Origin of the sequence: Streptomyces umbrinus, assembly GCF_030817415.1 — a bacterium.
GTDB lineage: Bacteria > Actinomycetota > Actinomycetes > Streptomycetales > Streptomycetaceae > Streptomyces > Streptomyces umbrinus_A.
The window spans coordinates 112,889-128,224 of record NZ_JAUSZI010000002.1; the positions used below are offsets into that span (position 1 = coordinate 112,889).

General features: G+C 68.6%; 22 protein-coding genes and 1 pseudogene. 9 read left to right on the top strand and 14 right to left on the bottom strand.

What is annotated here, in order from left to right; translation table 11 throughout:
- The first annotated feature begins 271 nt into the window (after positions 1 to 271).
- The gene (locus QF035_RS01065) at positions 272 to 625 is read left to right on the top strand and encodes a hypothetical protein (RefSeq protein ID WP_307517508.1); all 354 of its coding nucleotides are present in this window, start codon (positions 272 to 274) and stop codon (positions 623 to 625) included.
- On the opposite strand, the gene QF035_RS01070 is transcribed toward QF035_RS01065, so the two are convergent.
- The 6 genes from QF035_RS01070 to QF035_RS01095 form a co-directional block, all read right to left on the bottom strand.
- On the bottom strand, positions 597 to 1,013 hold the full coding sequence (locus tag QF035_RS01070; protein WP_307517509.1) for a hypothetical protein: 417 nt from the start codon (positions 1,011 to 1,013) through the stop codon (positions 597 to 599). The genes QF035_RS01065 and QF035_RS01070 overlap by 29 nt on opposite strands.
- A 68-nt stretch (positions 1,014 to 1,081) precedes the next feature.
- Complete coding sequence (locus tag QF035_RS01075; RefSeq protein ID WP_307517511.1) at positions 1,082 to 1,501, bottom strand: ATP-binding protein; 420 nt, start codon at positions 1,499 to 1,501, stop codon at positions 1,082 to 1,084.
- 240 nt (positions 1,502 to 1,741) lie between these two features.
- Positions 1,742 to 2,983, bottom strand: a complete 1,242-nt coding sequence (locus QF035_RS01080; RefSeq protein WP_307517512.1) for a helix-turn-helix domain-containing protein — start codon at positions 2,981 to 2,983, stop codon at positions 1,742 to 1,744.
- 229 nt (positions 2,984 to 3,212) lie between these two features.
- On the bottom strand, positions 3,213 to 4,271 hold the full coding sequence (locus QF035_RS01085) for a hypothetical protein (protein WP_307517514.1): 1,059 nt from the start codon (positions 4,269 to 4,271) through the stop codon (positions 3,213 to 3,215).
- Between the two features lie 906 nt (positions 4,272 to 5,177).
- The gene (locus tag QF035_RS01090; RefSeq protein WP_307517516.1) at positions 5,178 to 6,302 is read right to left on the bottom strand and encodes a helix-turn-helix domain-containing protein; all 1,125 of its coding nucleotides are present in this window, start codon (positions 6,300 to 6,302) and stop codon (positions 5,178 to 5,180) included.
- 363 nt (positions 6,303 to 6,665) lie between these two features.
- Complete coding sequence (locus tag QF035_RS01095; protein ID WP_307517518.1) at positions 6,666 to 6,911, bottom strand: hypothetical protein; 246 nt, start codon at positions 6,909 to 6,911, stop codon at positions 6,666 to 6,668.
- A gap of 107 nt (positions 6,912 to 7,018) precedes the next feature.
- On the opposite strand from QF035_RS01095, the gene QF035_RS01100 reads away from it, so the two are divergent.
- A complete protein-coding gene (locus QF035_RS01100) occupies positions 7,019 to 7,327 on the top strand; it encodes a hypothetical protein (protein WP_307517520.1) in 309 nt (102 codons plus the stop codon).
- 11 nt (positions 7,328 to 7,338) lie between these two features.
- Here the strand turns inward: QF035_RS01100 and QF035_RS01105 are convergent, their stop codons facing one another.
- The 3 genes from QF035_RS01105 to QF035_RS01115 form a co-directional block, all read right to left on the bottom strand.
- Positions 7,339 to 7,491: a hypothetical protein gene (locus tag QF035_RS01105; protein WP_307517522.1), complete on the bottom strand. Its 153-nt coding sequence runs from the start codon at positions 7,489 to 7,491 to the stop codon at positions 7,339 to 7,341.
- The gene (locus QF035_RS01110) at positions 7,491 to 8,528 is read right to left on the bottom strand and encodes a hypothetical protein (RefSeq protein ID WP_307517523.1); all 1,038 of its coding nucleotides are present in this window, start codon (positions 8,526 to 8,528) and stop codon (positions 7,491 to 7,493) included. The genes QF035_RS01105 and QF035_RS01110 overlap by 1 nt, the downstream gene beginning before the upstream one ends.
- A 325-nt stretch (positions 8,529 to 8,853) precedes the next feature.
- Positions 8,854 to 9,036, bottom strand: a complete 183-nt coding sequence (locus QF035_RS01115; protein WP_373466592.1) for a hypothetical protein — start codon at positions 9,034 to 9,036, stop codon at positions 8,854 to 8,856.
- A gap of 111 nt (positions 9,037 to 9,147) precedes the next feature.
- Here QF035_RS01115 and QF035_RS01120 point away from each other — a divergent pair, with 111 nt between their 5' ends.
- Positions 9,148 to 9,312 (top strand): hypothetical protein, encoded by a 165-nt coding sequence (locus QF035_RS01120; RefSeq protein ID WP_307517524.1) that lies wholly within the window; start codon positions 9,148 to 9,150, stop codon positions 9,310 to 9,312.
- Positions 9,313 to 9,316: 4 nt separating this feature from the next.
- Positions 9,317 to 9,589: a DUF4190 domain-containing protein gene (locus QF035_RS01125; protein ID WP_307517525.1), complete on the top strand. Its 273-nt coding sequence runs from the start codon at positions 9,317 to 9,319 to the stop codon at positions 9,587 to 9,589.
- A gap of 72 nt (positions 9,590 to 9,661) precedes the next feature.
- Here the strand turns inward: QF035_RS01125 and QF035_RS01130 are convergent.
- Positions 9,662 to 10,111 (bottom strand): annotated as a pseudogene (locus QF035_RS01130) (GAF domain-containing protein); the annotation flags it as partial.
- A gap of 63 nt (positions 10,112 to 10,174) precedes the next feature.
- On the opposite strand from QF035_RS01130, the gene QF035_RS01135 reads away from it, so the two are divergent.
- Both QF035_RS01135 and QF035_RS01140 read left to right on the top strand, forming a co-directional pair.
- Positions 10,175 to 10,729: a hypothetical protein gene (locus QF035_RS01135; protein WP_307517526.1), complete on the top strand. Its 555-nt coding sequence runs from the start codon at positions 10,175 to 10,177 to the stop codon at positions 10,727 to 10,729.
- Positions 10,730 to 10,774: 45 nt separating this feature from the next.
- Positions 10,775 to 12,307 (top strand): ISKra4 family transposase, encoded by a 1,533-nt coding sequence (locus QF035_RS01140; RefSeq protein ID WP_307517527.1) that lies wholly within the window; start codon positions 10,775 to 10,777, stop codon positions 12,305 to 12,307.
- On the opposite strand, the gene QF035_RS01145 is transcribed toward QF035_RS01140, so the two are convergent.
- From QF035_RS01145 to QF035_RS01155, 4 genes are all read right to left on the bottom strand, one after another.
- Positions 12,297 to 12,551, bottom strand: a complete 255-nt coding sequence (locus QF035_RS01145; protein WP_307517529.1) for a hypothetical protein — start codon at positions 12,549 to 12,551, stop codon at positions 12,297 to 12,299. The genes QF035_RS01140 and QF035_RS01145 overlap by 11 nt on opposite strands.
- A complete protein-coding gene (locus tag QF035_RS01150; RefSeq protein ID WP_307517530.1) occupies positions 12,533 to 12,670 on the bottom strand; it encodes a hypothetical protein in 138 nt (45 codons plus the stop codon). The genes QF035_RS01145 and QF035_RS01150 overlap by 19 nt, the downstream gene beginning before the upstream one ends.
- Positions 12,671 to 12,709: 39 nt before the next feature.
- Positions 12,710 to 13,240: a GAF domain-containing protein gene (locus QF035_RS55560; RefSeq protein ID WP_373466593.1), complete on the bottom strand. Its 531-nt coding sequence runs from the start codon at positions 13,238 to 13,240 to the stop codon at positions 12,710 to 12,712.
- 69 nt (positions 13,241 to 13,309) lie between these two features.
- Positions 13,310 to 13,468, bottom strand: a complete 159-nt coding sequence (locus tag QF035_RS01155; RefSeq protein WP_307517531.1) for a hypothetical protein — start codon at positions 13,466 to 13,468, stop codon at positions 13,310 to 13,312.
- Between the two features lie 646 nt (positions 13,469 to 14,114).
- Between QF035_RS01155 and QF035_RS01160 the strand changes: the two genes are divergently transcribed.
- Genes QF035_RS01160 through QF035_RS55565 form a run of 3 tightly spaced genes read left to right on the top strand, consistent with a single transcriptional unit; the run spans position 14,115 to position 15,129 of the window.
- Positions 14,115 to 14,750 (top strand): ANTAR domain-containing protein, encoded by a 636-nt coding sequence (locus QF035_RS01160; RefSeq protein ID WP_307517533.1) that lies wholly within the window; start codon positions 14,115 to 14,117, stop codon positions 14,748 to 14,750.
- Positions 14,747 to 14,962 (top strand): hypothetical protein, encoded by a 216-nt coding sequence (locus QF035_RS01165; protein WP_307517535.1) that lies wholly within the window; start codon positions 14,747 to 14,749, stop codon positions 14,960 to 14,962. Before QF035_RS01160 ends, QF035_RS01165 begins: the two co-directional genes overlap by 4 nt.
- A complete protein-coding gene (locus QF035_RS55565; protein ID WP_373466912.1) occupies positions 14,905 to 15,129 on the top strand; it encodes a CBS domain-containing protein in 225 nt (74 codons plus the stop codon). The genes QF035_RS01165 and QF035_RS55565 overlap by 58 nt, the downstream gene beginning before the upstream one ends.
- Positions 15,130 to 15,336 lie beyond the last annotated feature (207 nt).

Genomic DNA, 15,336 nt, shown 5'->3' on the forward strand with positions numbered 1-15,336 from the left:
CCGTTCCAGCAAGACATGCCACACCAACCGCGCCCCAGCCCCCAACCCTGGTCCAAGGGCAGCGGCCCGCCCGGACCGTGAGCACGTCCGGCGACTTCCCCACCCCCACCATCAGGTGCGCCTTTCAACCGACGCCCACCCGCAGGACCTCCCCCTGCAGTCACCGGATCCATGCGGAGACCGTAAAGGACTCACCACCAGCACCGAACGGAATAGTCGGCCGATTCACTCGAACTAGTTGGAGGCGGCCGAGTCGGAGGTGTCCCGGCTGGTGATCACCCGGCAGACGGTGGAGGAGGTGCTGGCTGCTCCGTCCGGGGCGCTTCCGCCGGGGGTCGAGCCGGTTCCGGTGGCCGGGCTGGCCCGGGCCGCGGCGCTGCTGGTGGCTGCCGAGGCGGGCGGGGACGCCACGGTGACCTCGCCGGCCTACCGGCGGATCGCCGCGGTGTTCGCCGGGACGGCCGGCCCGTTGCGGTGCAAGGAGGTGTGCGCCGCGCTGAGGGAAGAGGCGACGGCCTCGCGGGTGGAGACGATGCGTTCGAAACTCAAGCGCCTGGCCGAGCGTGGTGTCCTGCTCGAGACCGAGCCGGGGCTGTTCACGCTGGCCGCCGCGGGTGCCCGGTGAGCGCGGCCGTGACGGCCGGCGGTGCGTTGGCCGCGGCCGAGGACGCGTTCGCCGTCTCGCGCGGCCTGTTCGAGCAGGTGACGGCCGATCTTGCCGGGCCGCAGACCGCGGCGATGACGCATTCGCAGCCGTCGACCTCGCCGACTTTCTCCCCGCCCAGCCGCAGTTCGTGCTCGTCGAGCTCGAACGGGGAGTCGTGGCGGCCGAGCGAGAGGATCAGGTACAGCGGGGTGTCGGGGCGGGAGTCCAGTCGCAACTGGAAGTGCATGCGGGGCTTGTCGAGCGGAGACCGGGCGCCGGACGCGTTCAGCGCGATCAGCAGTACGTCCTCGGGGTTGATGTTCCATTCGCGGGCCAACTGGTCGAGGTGGCGGACCGACGTGAGCATCTGGATGTCCCTTTCGAGTGGTGGGAGTTGTCGAACCGGCAGCGGATGTTGCCGGTGCAGCACGGTGATCAGTCGAGGGCCAGAGGCAGGTGGATGATGATCTGCTTTCCTCCGGTGGCGGCGTCCGGGACGACTTCGGCCTTGCCATCGGCCTCGCGTACCAGAGCGTCGACCAGGTGCAGGCCGCGCCCTCCGAAGCCGTGCGCGGCGAGCAGGGGCTTCGGTTTGAACGGGTGGGCATCCGCGACAGCCAGCACCAGACCGCCCTCATCCTCGACGGCGAGGGTGACGGTGGCAGTGGGCGACACAACGGCGGCGTGCCGTACGACGTTCGTGACCAGTTCGGTGATGATCAGACAGGAGGTGTCCACGACCTCGTCGGACATGCCCCAGCCGATAAGGATCTTGGCCGTCTCGTGACGGGCCACCGGGACGTGCCCGGGCGTGGAGATCACCGGGAAGTCATGACGCACCGGAGTACGGGGCATCGCGCGCCTCACCTTCTCAGGGCGGGACCCGCCCGGCCCGTAACTGAAGGTAAGGGCCTTGGCGCGCTGGGGTGTTCACGACGGTGAACCCATGCCCCCGGAACTCAAGCAGGGCCATTCGGCCTGGTCAGGACTCCCGCCGGGGCCGGGCGTCCGGGTACGTCCGAGCGCCCCCGCCGTATACGGATCAGGTGTGCGGGTGCGTAGGGTTCTGCGCGTCCAGTCGAGAAGTGCCGCCGGTCAGAGCGGCAGGCCAACGCGATGGGCCAGCCCGCGCAGATCCCGTGCGACGTGAGCGGGCAGCTGCCGGTCGCTGAGGTATTCGACGGTGCTCCTCACCGGAGCGCTGGCGTGGATGCGCTGGGGGGCGATCTCCTCGGCGGTCAGCAGGGAGGCGACCGCGTCGGCTTCCCGGCCGCCCATGCGAGCCAGCGACCGGCCCAGGTCTGCGTGGAAGGCGGCCTGTCGGCCGGGGGCCTCCTCCAGGACCTCCGGGTGCACGTTGTGGCCGGCAGTGACAGCCGCACCGTGCAAGCCGAGGTCGGTGTTCAGGCTCACCTGGTGGATACCGACGTTGGTGGGGCCGAAGTTCAGGTGGTGGGCACGTGTCTCGCCCGTGCGACCGGCGAGGTCGGCGACCTCGACGAGGTGGCCTCGGATCTCCTCGGCGCGGGTGTTCCCGGGCCGGTGCCGGTCCTGGGTGAGGGAGGTGGCGGAGATCAGGTGGAGTTCGCCGAGCAGCGCGTGCGCGTCCGGGCTGGTCAAGTGTGCTTCCAGGGCGTTGGCGGCGGCCGTGGCTTGGGCGAGGGCCTGCGTGGGGCTGCCGGCCGACATCAGCACGTGGGTGTGGAAGAAGCCGCTGAGAGCGGAGTAGACGGGGTCGTCCAGCTCCGCGATCGCCTCAGCAGCACGGGTGACGGCGATGAACGCCAGGTCGGTGTAGCCCAAGTTCTTCAGCAGCAGAGTGCAGGCCGGGTGGTACGCGTCCGCCAGCAGTTTCAGCAACTCGTGCCGAGCCGGTCCGTCGGCGGCCTCAACGGCTGCGTGCAGGCTGGCGAGCAGGGTGGGCAGGCCAGCGGCAAGGGTGCCGTATTCGGCAGCGTGGTACAGCCGGTTGGCCCTCGCCACATGGTCGGCCAGTACGGCCGCCGGTGCCTTGGGGGGCCGGCGGTCCGGCGGGGTGGCCATGGTGATTCCCATTAGCGCCAGGCGCAGAGCCGGAATCGCTTCGTGGGCCGCGCTCGCGTTCGGGTCCACCGGGGCGAAGGGCTGGCCGGTCAGCTCGGACGGAGCGATGTGGAGGGCTTCGGTAAAGGCTGTGATCAGGCTGGAGCGGTCTAAGTGACGAAGACCGTTCTCCACCATCGACAGGTACCCGACAGACACGTCAGCCAGTTCCGCGAGCTTCCGCAGGCTCATCCCTCGCTGCCGGCGGGCCGATCGAAGGCGCGCTCCGATCTTCCGAGCCTGCTGTTCGTCCATGGCCCCGCCCAACTCCGTGCCTCAGCCGTAGCCTAGAGCGGGCCTCCCGCCCACAGGGGTCATTCCCTCAAGACGGTCGACGCCGCGCCCGGTCTGGACAACGAGGCTGTTCACATGACCTGTGGCTGATGCTCAATTCCGGCGCCGGAGCCTCTCGTGGGAGGCGCGAGTTTCATACCGGCTGTCTCACAGAGACGGCAGAAGCAGGGCGTGGCGCTGTGTCGGCGTGTCACTCCGGCTGGCCGGATCCTCCGACGTCCGGGCTGGTGTACTCGGGGCTCATGCGCTCGTCGGTGAGCGTTGGCATGCGATGCGTCGGCGCCGGCGGTGCCGTGTGGCGCTTCAGCGCGGTGCGGGGCCCGCCCTGGGCTTCCTGTAGGAAAGGCAGGATGCCGCGTTCCAGCAAGGCGTTCCGCCAGGCTTCTTTGGCCTGGGCCACTTGCTCTACCTTGCCCAAATAGCGGTCCATACCCTCCCTGGTGGGCTCGCCGCGGCGAGGCAGAGCGGCCTTCGTTGAGAGCTCGGCGTGGAGCCGCTGTGGGGCAAACAGTCTGGCAACGGCATAGACGATGATCCCGCCGGCGGTCACGGCTCCGAGCCACCACCCGGTGGCGATCATGGTCCGGGCGGCTGCGGACTCGGCGCTGAACATCTTGAGGAGGAGGCTGACAAGGAAGAAGATTGCGGTGACGGCTCCCGTCAGAACAGCAGCGGGAGCGGCAACCATGACGAATCCTCTAGGCCCGGCCACTTCGGGGATGGGTGTGCGCGACGCTTCTGTCTCCACCGGAGTCGGTGTCTCTGGCCGTACGCGCAGGCCGAGCACAGCTGCCAGCAGCCGGCGGCCATAGGGCATCCCGGCCCACCGCTGCGCAGAGACTCCGTCACTGATCCGGCGGCTTCCTGGTCGCCCGATGCCCAGGACGGACGCACCGAGCCGACGGGCCAGACCTGCCGGGCGCATGCCGGAAGGAGAGACGGCATACGGGGCAGGAGTGGACGTCGAGAGGCCCGTGGTGCCTATGGGCCGTTTGCGGACCGAAGGAGTGGACGGCGCCATGTGGCGCAGTTCCTCGCGGACCTTCACATAGTGCTGGTACTCGACCGCCGCGGCCACCGTGATGAGAGCGGTGGCGTTCAGCGCCATGGTCCGCAACTGCTCGGGGTTGAGCCTCTGGCCGGTAGTGGCGAATTCCGGACGGTGTGGTGCGGAGCGCAGCGCCTGATCGAGAATCCGCTCGTACTCTTGGCGGTCCTCGCTCAGCAGGTGCTGCGGGACACTGTTCACAGCCCCTCCTCCCCAAGCGCCGGCCCCTGCCGCCATCGTGGCGTGCCTCGGCTATCAAGGCCAGGTCCCGTTCCGTCGCCCCCGGGGAAGGAAGCGTCCCCGGGACGTGTGGGTTCTGGAAGCCGCGTCCGATCCGCTGGAGTCTCACCGGGTGTTGGCTCCGGCGTGCGCGTGGCTGCGGGGGGCAGCCCGGGCGAATGCGCTGGCCGCTCGCGGGAGGGCGGGCCGTCGGCGAGAGCGGAGGGCTGGGCCTGGCCTGGGGAGGGCGCGGGCCAGGAGTCTGTTCGGGGTGGGGAGGCGTGCGGTGCCACCGCGGCTGAGCCCCCGGGGGCTTCTGCGATACCAGAGTCAGCTGCAGCTACGCCTGCGGCACTGACGGGTGAAGGCCCCCCGCTCTCGCCGGTGCCCTCCGCCGCACCGACTGGCTGCCGGTCGCCCGTCACCGCCTCGTTCACCGACTGCACGCGGCTGAGCTGGGTGAGCAGCATGGGCGCCGACATTCCCACGACAAGAGCGGCGTACTCACCACTGATCTGTCCCGTGGTGCCGAAGAGCACTGCGGCCCCGGCACCCATCACGGTGTGCACGAACGCCGCGACGATATCGGTGGAGGGGTCGAAGTACTCCTGGAGCAGCGGGGCTTGGGTGGCCGCTCGCCGCGCGTCGCGGCGGGCGGCCTGCCAGGACACGAATCGGGTGTACAGATCCACGGCCCCACGCAGCAGACCGCCGGCCGCCCCCAAAAGGATCAACGTCGGGACGTCCACGGTCTCCCTTGGGTGATGGCGCTGCCGTCTGGCTGGGTATTTCCGGGCACTGGAAAAGCGTAGAGCCACGGGCCCATGACGGCTTTGCGATTCGGACAACTGGCCGCTGGTCACGCGTATTTGCTGTGGCTCGGTGCCGTCACCGCAGACCGGCGGACTCGGCCAGATTTCCCACCGCAGCGGCCTGGGAGGTGCCGGCAGTTTGTACGGCGAGCGCGGCGACCAGGTCCCTGGCCAGCGGGTCGAGCCGCAGCCGAGAAGGTGCCGCGGCGTCGGCCTCGAGAAGCCGCGTCGCGGCCTGCCCGGCATGGTCCTGCCGGGCCGCGGCGGCTGCGGCGACTACCAGCAAGCTGGACCGAGGGGCGTCGTCGAGCAGGTCCTGGTCCACCGCGCGGACGTGGGCACCGGCTTCTTCGGGATCGCCGCATTCGACGGCGACAGCGGCACGGGCGGCGTTCACCACGGCCACGTCCCGTGCATTCGCGGCCTGCGCGGCGGCCGTGTCCAGGAGCCGTTCGGCGTGGCGGCGGCGACCTGCCATGGCCTGGGCCTGAGCGGTCAGAGGGACCAACTCTTGCCCCGCTCCGGCCTCTTGGGCGCGCCCGGCTCGGGACAGTGCGTACTCGGGCAGGCCGAGGTCGATCAGAAGATGTACCTCCTCGACCAGCACCTGGAGAGGCTCTTGGACGCCGGGCCGGGCACGGTGGAGCAGCATCCAGGCCAAGTCCTTGTACCCCAGCCGCCGCAGCAGCCCGGCGCCCAGCACATGTGCTTGCACCCGTAGCCGGTTCGCCTCCTCGTGCTCGCGTGGTGCCGCCGTGGAGACTGCGAGGTCTGCCGCGTCGATCAACTCGGGCAGTGCGAGAGCGAGACGGTACTCGTCTCCTGATGCGTCGGCCGCTGCGGCGTCCCGGACCCGCTCCTCGAGTTCGTCCAGCCGGGGGCCGGGTGATGTCCCCAGATCCCATCGCAGAACGCGACGGCGCAGGTGAAACGCGACCGCTCGTACGGCCACGTGCTCAGCTCCACGCGGCGGATAGGGCTGCCCGGTCAGATCCGCGACGTCCAACCGCAGTGCTCCGGCCAACGTGGCGAGCCGACCGCGGCGGTCCATCCAATCGGTGCCCATCTCCAGGCCTACGATGTAGCCGAGCTCCAGGCCGGCTCGGGACGCAAGGTCCTCCCGGGACATTCTCCGGTGCACGCGCCAGGCGGCCAAGCGCTCCCCGATCGGGCCGCCGGTCGTCTCATCCCTCTCTCGCATATCCAGATCGCTCGCATACCCACTCGCCCGGACCATGTGCGCTGCCAGGACAAGGCGCACCCGTCCTGCTGGAAGACGGGCAGAGCCCGTATGCCCATGGCACGCCACATTAATCACACTGGGGAGCGGGCAACTTCTGCGGCTCGCTGGCGTGTGGCGTGGAGCGGGTCCCACGGAGCAGGCCTCCGGGTGCTCCGGGTGCGTGACAATGGTGCGAGCCGGCGCTGTCGCCGCACGCGCACACTGCTGACGTTGACGAACCCCTCGAACGGCTCCGGCTGCCAGCTAAGGATTTCGTGCGGTGCGGGAGTCCCAGCCCCTCACCGCATTGCTCACGCGTTCATGCGGCGTGGCCAGCCGTCGTCACTCCTGTGGGCTGGGGCCCTGCTGATTGCTGCCGGAAGCACCGGCCGATCCGTCGCTGCGCGACGGACGGTTCAGCACCTTGGTAGCGACAGCGCCCGAGACGCCGCCTGCGATGCCGCTCAGCAGCTGCTGCACGGTGGGGTTCGCCGTCAGGTCCTGCACGGTCTGGAGCGCGCCGCTGCCTGTAAGTGCACCGCTCGGGTGCGGACTCGACGGGGGCAGGCTGGAAGCCTTCGTGGCCATAACGTCATGATCCGTTCAGCCGGGGGCGCTGGGAAGGCCCACCCAGACAGGGTCATCCGAATGGCCCATGCCCGCAGTGGCCTGGCCAATGCGACTCCGGCAAGAGCATGGCCGACCTGGTGAAGGACCCGCGTCCGTTCCTGGGCGACGTTGCCCGCGCGTTCCGGATCGCCCTGCGGCGGCTGTACCGCACGCGGAACATCATCCTGCACGGCGGAGCCACCCAGGGCGTGGCGTTGGAAGCCTCACTGCGCACCGCCGCCCCGCTGGTCGGGGCGGGCCTGGACCGCATCGTGCACGCCGCGTACGCCGAAGACCTCGACCCGCTCGGACTCGCGGCCCGTGCTGAAGTCGCTCTCCAACTCGTCAACGGCGAAACCGGGCTCTCTGTTGTCGACCTCCTGGAACCCGTCTGAGCAGATTGCCGTCACGGTTGACGAATGCCGCGGTTGGGGTCACGGGCCTGCTCGGGGTCGAAGGGGTCGAACCAGTCCTGAGCTGCGAGGTTGACCATGCCGAGTGCCTGGTTGACCTGGCTGTCGCTGTCTTCGATGCCGTCGAGGGAGTTATCGAAGAGCATCAGGACGTCGTGGCCTGGAACAGGAGGTCAGAGCAGGCATGCCAGTCGAAGTCGCGGCGGTGCTCGGGTAGCTCCCCTACGGTCTCCTGTACGCGGCGTGGCCGGTTGCGCGTCAGGTCCCCGGCTCGGGCGATGCCCAGGTGGAGCGCCATCTCCTCGGCGGTGCAGTGCGGCTCGACGTCTGCATCAGACGAGAGATCCGAGACCAGGTCGTCGAAGGACCTGGCCATGTTCCGACGCCAGGTGCCGTCCTGGCGCAGCGTCACCGGCGGCAGCGAGCCGAACAGACCGCCGGCGCCGCGCGGCAGCGGTTCGTCGCCGAGTGCCGCGGCCTCTTCCCATGCCTGGTCCGACAGGTCCTGCAGAGCCAGGCGCAGGACGGCCCTCGTGCGCGCCGTGAGGACTTCTTCGCCTTCGTCGCCTTCAGCGTCCTCGTCCCAGTCCTCGTTCCACGGATCGGACCCTCCGTAGCGGGCACGGTCGCGCAGCCGTTCCCGCACACGGTGGGCGGCTTCCTCAGGGGCAGCGAGTGCGGTGTCGATAATCAGCAGGTCATCGGAGAATGGTTCGGCACTGAGCAGGGTGGCGGCTTCCGCGAGGACGGCGACGCCGGTGCTGTGGGAGGCGGCATGGGGAAAGAGCACGGCGAACTGGTTGTCGGTCAGCCGGTCGATGACGCTGGCGGCCCGGCCGGCGATGATCCAGGGGTCGTTCCAGGGTGCGGCGACGTCCAGGTCGTCGACGACCAGGACGCTGGAGGCCATGTCGACGAAGTCCTCGAACTCCGGGCGGAACTTGCCGTCCTCATCGAGTAGTTGCTCCGCTACCAGGGCGAGGAAGGACTGCTCGTCGGCCATCCGCTCGCGCAGGTTGGCGGCCTTCCAGTACAGGCCCCGCGTGACCCGCAGGCTGCCAACGGTGGTGTCGCCCGTGACGATGTCGACCCGCCAGGTCTGGACGCCTTCTTCGGAGGGGTCGATGCACTGCGGGATGTCAGGGCAGCGGGGGAACGAGTAGTCGTGGACGACGGCGAGCACCGTGTCCTCATACGCCGGAGGGCTCCAACTGCCGCACCTCGGCTGGGGAGACAGATGGCCGAGACGCCGTGCTGGCCGGGGCGGCCCGCCGAGCTGCGGCTCAACGACGGCCAGGCCAGTACCTCTCGGCTGCAGGAGGACTGCGGACCCGGTCACACCGGGTCCGCGGCCCTCCCTCACGGCCGCTCAGCCACGCCCTGAGTGCCCCTGCCGTCTCCGTTCAAACAGGTGCTCGCAGCTGAACTGAGCGTCTGCGGGCGGCTCAGGAGAGAAGTGGCGCTGCGTCGCATACCTGGCGACGCGACGATGGCCCCGGCGCTCCCTTTCACTTCCCGAGTGTCTGCTTCAGTTCCGCCTTCTTCATGGAGGAGCGGCCCTTGATGTTGCAGCTCTTGACCTGCGCGTACAACTGGTCGTACGTGGGCCTGCCGCTCCGCTGTGCGAACGCCGGCCACCGCGCTGCGATGACGACATGTCCTGCGTCGATGTCTCGCTCCCCGGTTTCCAACCTTCACCGGGGAAGGAGTGTGACGTCGGCGCCGAGGGAAACCCGTGTCTGCATGCTCATGCAAAGTCCATCTTCAGCAGTGTCCGTGTCCCCTCGCGAACGGAGGTAGGCATGCTCTTCCTTGTCGTGGCCTTCCTCATCCTGGCCGTCGTCATCGGGTCGGCCGCCTACCTCCCCTGGCCCCTGACCCTGGTGTCCGGCGTGGTCATCGCCCTGTGGCTGGCGATGTTCGCCGTGCGCGAGCGCCGTAGGCGCGACCGGACTGGAAAGGCGTGACGTCATGCGGCTGACAGCACCTCCGCGGCGGGAGACCGGCAGGCGGGACACCGAAGGCATGGCTGTCGCCTCCTTCGTCCTCGGACTCGTCGGACTGCTCGTCCTCAATTTCGTCCTCGGCCCGATCGCCATCGCCCTGGCCACCCTCGCCCTGCGCCGGGACACACCCCGCCGCTTCCGGGCCCTGCTCGGACTGTGGCTCGGCATTGCGGACATCGCGATCCTCGCTGTCCTCATGGCGGCGAACGGCGCCACGTCGTGGAGCATCGTCGGCTGACGGCTGGCCACGGCATCAACATCAATGTACGGACCGGGCAATGACCCGATGCGGATCCCGGAGGGACCACAATCAACCGCGGGTCCGGGGGACGAGGATGACAGCCGGTTCCATCGTGCGGCTCACCAGCGCCTGCACCGTGTCACCGAGTCGGACCAGGTTCCAGGTCGCGTAGTCGGTCAGCAGGTGAGTCGCCTCACTGATGGCCACGCCTGCGTACGCGGCGACCATGCCCTTGGCGATGTCAAAGGTGGCCTTGGCCGCGATGGCATTGTGCACGCGGGTGACGAGGTCGTCGCTGCGTGCCGGTTCCAAGGACCAGTGCATGAAAGCCAGCGCGGCAGAGTCCGCCAGCGCCTGTGCGAGGTGCAGGTCGTCGTCGGAGAGGTGCCCCGTGCGGGTACACAGCAGAGTGAGGGATCCGAACAGGCGCTGGTCGAGGCGCACCGGTACGGTCTGCAGTGCCCGGCATCGGACATGGGTGTGGCTCTCCTCCAGGGAAGCCCTGAGCTGGGAGAACGCTGGTTGATGGTGTGGGCGGGGTAGGCGTCCTTCTACTGTGGCGGGTGAAGTAGGGGGGCGTCGATGGTGTCGTTGATCGAGGAGTTGGAGGCGCGGGAGGCGGCTGCCCGTGTCCGGGTGGAGGAACTCGAGGCGGAGATAGCCGAGTTGACCTCACGGCTGGTGGGTGAGCGTGAGGTGTGGTCGCGGCTGCGGGTGACGCGCGAGACGGTGGCCCAGGTGCTCGCTGAGCTGTCCGGGCAGGACGTGGCCGGGACTGCGCCGTTGCGGGAGCCGGTGGCGGCGAAGGCACCGGTGGAGCCCGAGGTGCGGGTGGTGGGGGCGGTCATGGTGCCGCACTGGCGGGAAGGTCTCACGACGGTCGTGCTGCCGGATGTGTACCGGGACATCGTGGAGGTGATCGCGGACGCGTCGGGGCCGATGCAGGCCAAGCAGATCGTGCCCCGGATCGGGCTGCCCGCGGTGACCGCGAAGATCGAGGGGACGCGGGGGAAGCTGAAGCGGCTGGTGGAACGGGGCTGGCTGATCGAGGACCAGCCCGGACGGTTCGCCCCCGCACATCCGGGGTCGGGCGGGGAATCGGCGAACTCGCGGAACGATAAAGGCTCTTCTCTCTAACTTCGGAGGTACCACACCAAACCGAAGTCGCTGAAAGAAGAGCCGGTGGAACCCTACGACGCCTTCGATGCCATCGATCCATTCACTGCCGCGACAAGGGCCTTCGACTGCCTGAAAGGCGCGTTGGCCGGGCCGGAGTCGGCCGCGCTGTCCCATCACGAACTCGAGGACCTTGTCGGGCTTCAAGGCCGTGAACTGTTGCGGCTGCTGTTCCAAGCGCATCTCGATCTGCGGGAGAAGCGGGAGCGGGAACAACTGCTGCAGACGAAAGACCAGGTGGTCCGTGGTGCGGACGGACACGTACGCCCGCACCATGAGACGGGACATTCCCGCCTGCTGGCCTGCGTGTTCGGCACGGTCACCATCACGCGGTGCGCTTGGCGGGGCAAGGGCCAGAGCAGCGTGCACCCGGCCGACGCGGAACTCTCACTGCCCGCCCACCTGCACTCCCACGGCCTGCGTCGGCTCGCCGTCCTCGAAGCCGTTCGCGGCTCCTACGACCAGGCCAAGGAGGCAATTGACCGCAGCTGCGGGAGAGTTCTGGGCAAACGGCAGGCCGAACTGCTGGTCGTCGCCGCAGCGGTGGACGTCGATGACTTCTACCGGTGCACGATTCCGCACCCGTCGACCGCCGCGACCGCGCTCGTGATGCAGGTCGACGGCAAGGGCGTCGTCATGCGGCCCGAGGCTCTGCGGCCCGCGACACTGAAAGCACACCTGAACGGCCGGCGGGCTCTGCGCACCCGGCTGGCTCCGGGCGAGAAACCGCACCGCAAGCGGATGGCCACCCTGGCCTGCGTCTTCGATACCGACCCGGCCCCGCGTCGGCCCCATGACGTGATCGCCCCGCCCGAGGGCCGCAGCACCACACGGACGCCTCGCCCGGGGCCAAGAGCACAGCGCAAGTGGCTCACCGCCTCCCTCGTCCACCCGCCCGAGCACGTGATCGCCGCCGCATTTGACCAGGCCGAAGCCCGCGACCGGGACCATCTGCGCGACTGGATTGTCCTGGTCGACGGCGCCCGCCACCAACTGGAGTTGATCCGAGCCGAAGCCGACCGACGCCATATCAAGGTGCACGTCCTGCTCGACTTCGTGCACGTGGCCGAGTACGTCTGGGCAGCGGCCCACTGCTTCCACAAGCCCGGCACTCCCGACGCCGAAGTCTGGGTCGCCGCTCACCTCACCACGGTCCTCCACGGGCAGGCAGACCGAGCCGCCGCCGAGATCACGGCAGAGGCCGACCGGGCCCACCTGCACGGAACGAGGCGCGAAAGCGCCGACGCCTGCGTCCGCTACCTCACCGGACACCTCGACCAGCTTCGCTACGACACCGCCCTCGCAGCCGGCTGGCCGATCGCCACCGGCCCGATCGAAGGCGCCTGCCGCCACCTGATCGGCGACCGCCTCGACATCACCGGCAGCCGCTGGGGACTCGACGGAGCCGAAGCCGTCCTCACGCTCCGAGCCCTCATCGACAACGGCGACTTTGCCGCCTACTGGCGACACCACCTCGCCCGCGAACACGAACGCCTCTACCCCACCCCCGACCAGCACAACTACGACCTCACGGCCTGATCAGGAACGTCCCTGAAGGAGAGCCACACCCATCGGACATAGCGGTGACCAGACTTGGCCACCGCTCACGCTCGGCAGTGATGTCCGGGATGCTGCGGGCAACGCCGGTGCGGTAGCAGTCCATGCAGGGACCGCGGCCGGTCTCGGTCTGCAGCAGCTCGACGAACGCGGCCTCTTCGTCAGTGGCGGCCATCGTCTTCAGACCGCCGGGGGCGTCGGCGATCATCACGGCTGCCGCGTCCACCTCCAGCAGCCCCGGCAGGCGTAGACCGGGCGATGGAAGAGATGCAGTGGGTCGAACTCCGACGCATAGGTGTCCGACAGGTCGACGAACGCCTTCGCCAGCTCCCGCTCGCGGTTCATGCTCGCCTCCCCGGCGGTGTGGCCCCATGTTCTACTTCTTCAGTCACTGCGGATGTCCATGGTGGTCAATGATGGCCCGCGCGACCTCGGTCGAGGTGCGGCCCTCCGCGAAGGCCCGGGCGCGCAGAGCAAAAGAGCCTCTCCAACGCTGACTCCCAGATGCACCATCACCTTTCCGGTGGCCTGGTGGACCTCCTCCCGATCGGACTCGGCTCCCTCCATCCACGTTACGACTCCGTCGGGACACGCAGGAGCGTGATCAAGGGTTGCGACAGTCAGCGTGACGGCGTCAGCGACCAGCAGCGCGGTGTGTACGTGATCGCCGCCCAGCGACCCCGCGGTGCCTCGATACAGGTCAAGGGTGCCCAGCGCGCCTCTGGCGCTACCCAACGGGACCGAGAAGACGGCTTCCGCACCCGCCCTGGTCGCCTGGACGGAAAACAGCGGCCACCGGCGACTGTCTGGAGCACGGGTCAGATCCGTCGCGAAGGCCGGCGCGCGCAGCCGTACAGCCCCCATACACGGGCCTTCGCCCAGGGTGTACTGAAGCTCCGCCAACCGTGCGGCCACCCCGTCGCGCGCACAGCACCGCCCCCGTCTCGTAACCGTTCCCCGTCATCGACATGGACATCCCCGAGATCACAGGCAGCAGTCCCATGCAGGCTCGGCACAGAGCTCGGGCACCTCGGCCGGCGGTAGCCCGCGCACGACGGCGATGAGTTCGCGGGCAATCCGAGCCCCGCGGACGTCACTCTCCTGCTCGGCGTCTCCGCCACCGAGCATCTCGTCATCGGTCACCACCCTCACCTCCCCACGGCCACATCGCACTGCCTTCACCCGATCCTGCCCCATCGGCGGGCTCCAGCTGCCCCATGGCCACTGCCCACTACTCCAGCAGCCTGACAAGCCGACCGTGCCACGGCCGACGACGATCGGTCCGGCACTCCCGGCCTCCGGAGAAGAGCTCAGCAGCGCATGAGCCGATCCAAACCATGGCCCCGCGAGCCACGCGTTTGGAGCCCTTGAAGTTAGCCCGCGGGGCTAACGAGGGCGCGAAGGGCCGGCCAGATTTTCGCCCCGAATGCTGCAGCAGGGTCCCCCTTCAAGGTCCGGAAAAACCCTTCAGGAAGCCCAAACAACATGCGGTTCAGGCGCCCGCCCTGTGCCTGCAGGGGCAAAACGACTCAATTCACGAGTCCAAAAGGGCGAATGAATTTTCCTGAATAACTTGACGTATCGAGCTCTCCGGCTGACGCTGGAGTGTGGAGGACACACCTACGCCGCGGGAGTGACTCTCATGTCAGGACAAAAACTTCCTCCGCAGCTCACAGCAAAAGCCGAGACCGCCTCCCCCGGGGGAGGCGATACAGTGCGCGGCAGGTGGCCACGGCCCTCGCTGAGGATCGACACGCATGCCGCGACGGGCGACCGGACAACCGTGATTGTGTCCGGCGACATCGACGCCGTCACCTCGCAGGGGCTCGAAGGTGCCCTGCGCAATGCCCTTGACCGCTCGAGCCACGGCATCGAGGCCGATCTGAACGGCGCGGAGTTTCATGATGGTTCCGGAATCGACGCTCTTGCGAGCGTTCGCCGACACGCCCGCCAGAGTGCCAAAGACCTCGCCGTCCAAACCGCTAGTGCCGACGGGCGCCCCCGGGCGGGAACCGGCAGCCGGACCCTTCTCGACGCACCGGGCTGGGTCGATAGAGCTGCTGATGGCAACGGTGCACCCCCCGGTGCTACGTCCCGCCCCGAGGCGCGGGCTGCGAGCGACCCCCAAGGCGAAGAGGACCTCCGTACAGAAATCACGCATCTGAAGCGGGCTCTCCGAACCCGGCCCGTCATCGACCTGGCCCGCGGCGTCCTGATGGCCTCCTTCGGGCTCAGCACGGAAGGAGCATGGACAGTTCTGGTCGAGGCGTCGCAGCACACCAACACCAAACTGCGCTACGTCGCCGAAGAGCTGGTCAACGCTGTCAACGGTGACGAAATGCCCGAGCCGTTCCAGCAACATATAACCGCTGCCGTCACCAGGCTCCGAACCCCGCAAACCGCCTCCTCGACCAGAGAAGGATGAACGGAGCGCAGACCGCACAGCTGATGCGCGAAAACGACATCGGCAACGAACTGGCCCGCGACGGCGACCAGCTGCTCGGCCTGGTCACCGACCGGAGTTCGCCGTGCGCGTCGTCGCCGACAGCACCGCCCTTCGGATCGTCGATGTGGGCGCGGTGTGCCCGCCTGATCCCGTATGCATCGGTCTGGAGAAGGATACGGAGCACGCTGTGACCCTGATGCGTCGGCATGCGGTGCGTCGGCTCCCGGTCGTCAGCAACGGCCGAGCGATCGGCATGATTGGCATCGGCGACCTCGCCAAACACCACAACGCTGACACGACTCTCGCTGACATCAGCAGGGCGAAACCGAGTCCGAGCCAGGGCACAGTGTCTCCCTGACCGAACAGCAGCCGAACTGCCGGGGCGGCCCGGCAGTTCTACGGCGGCCGTGTTCGGCTGCTTCGCCTTGCCACTCCTCGCGTTCACCGTTCTGATACGCGGTGGGCAATTGACGATGGACGACACCCACCTTTCTACCGAGGGCGCCAGTTGCTGCGCGAGATGGAGCACTCGCTGCGCCAAGATCGGACGTTGCACCGGGGGCTG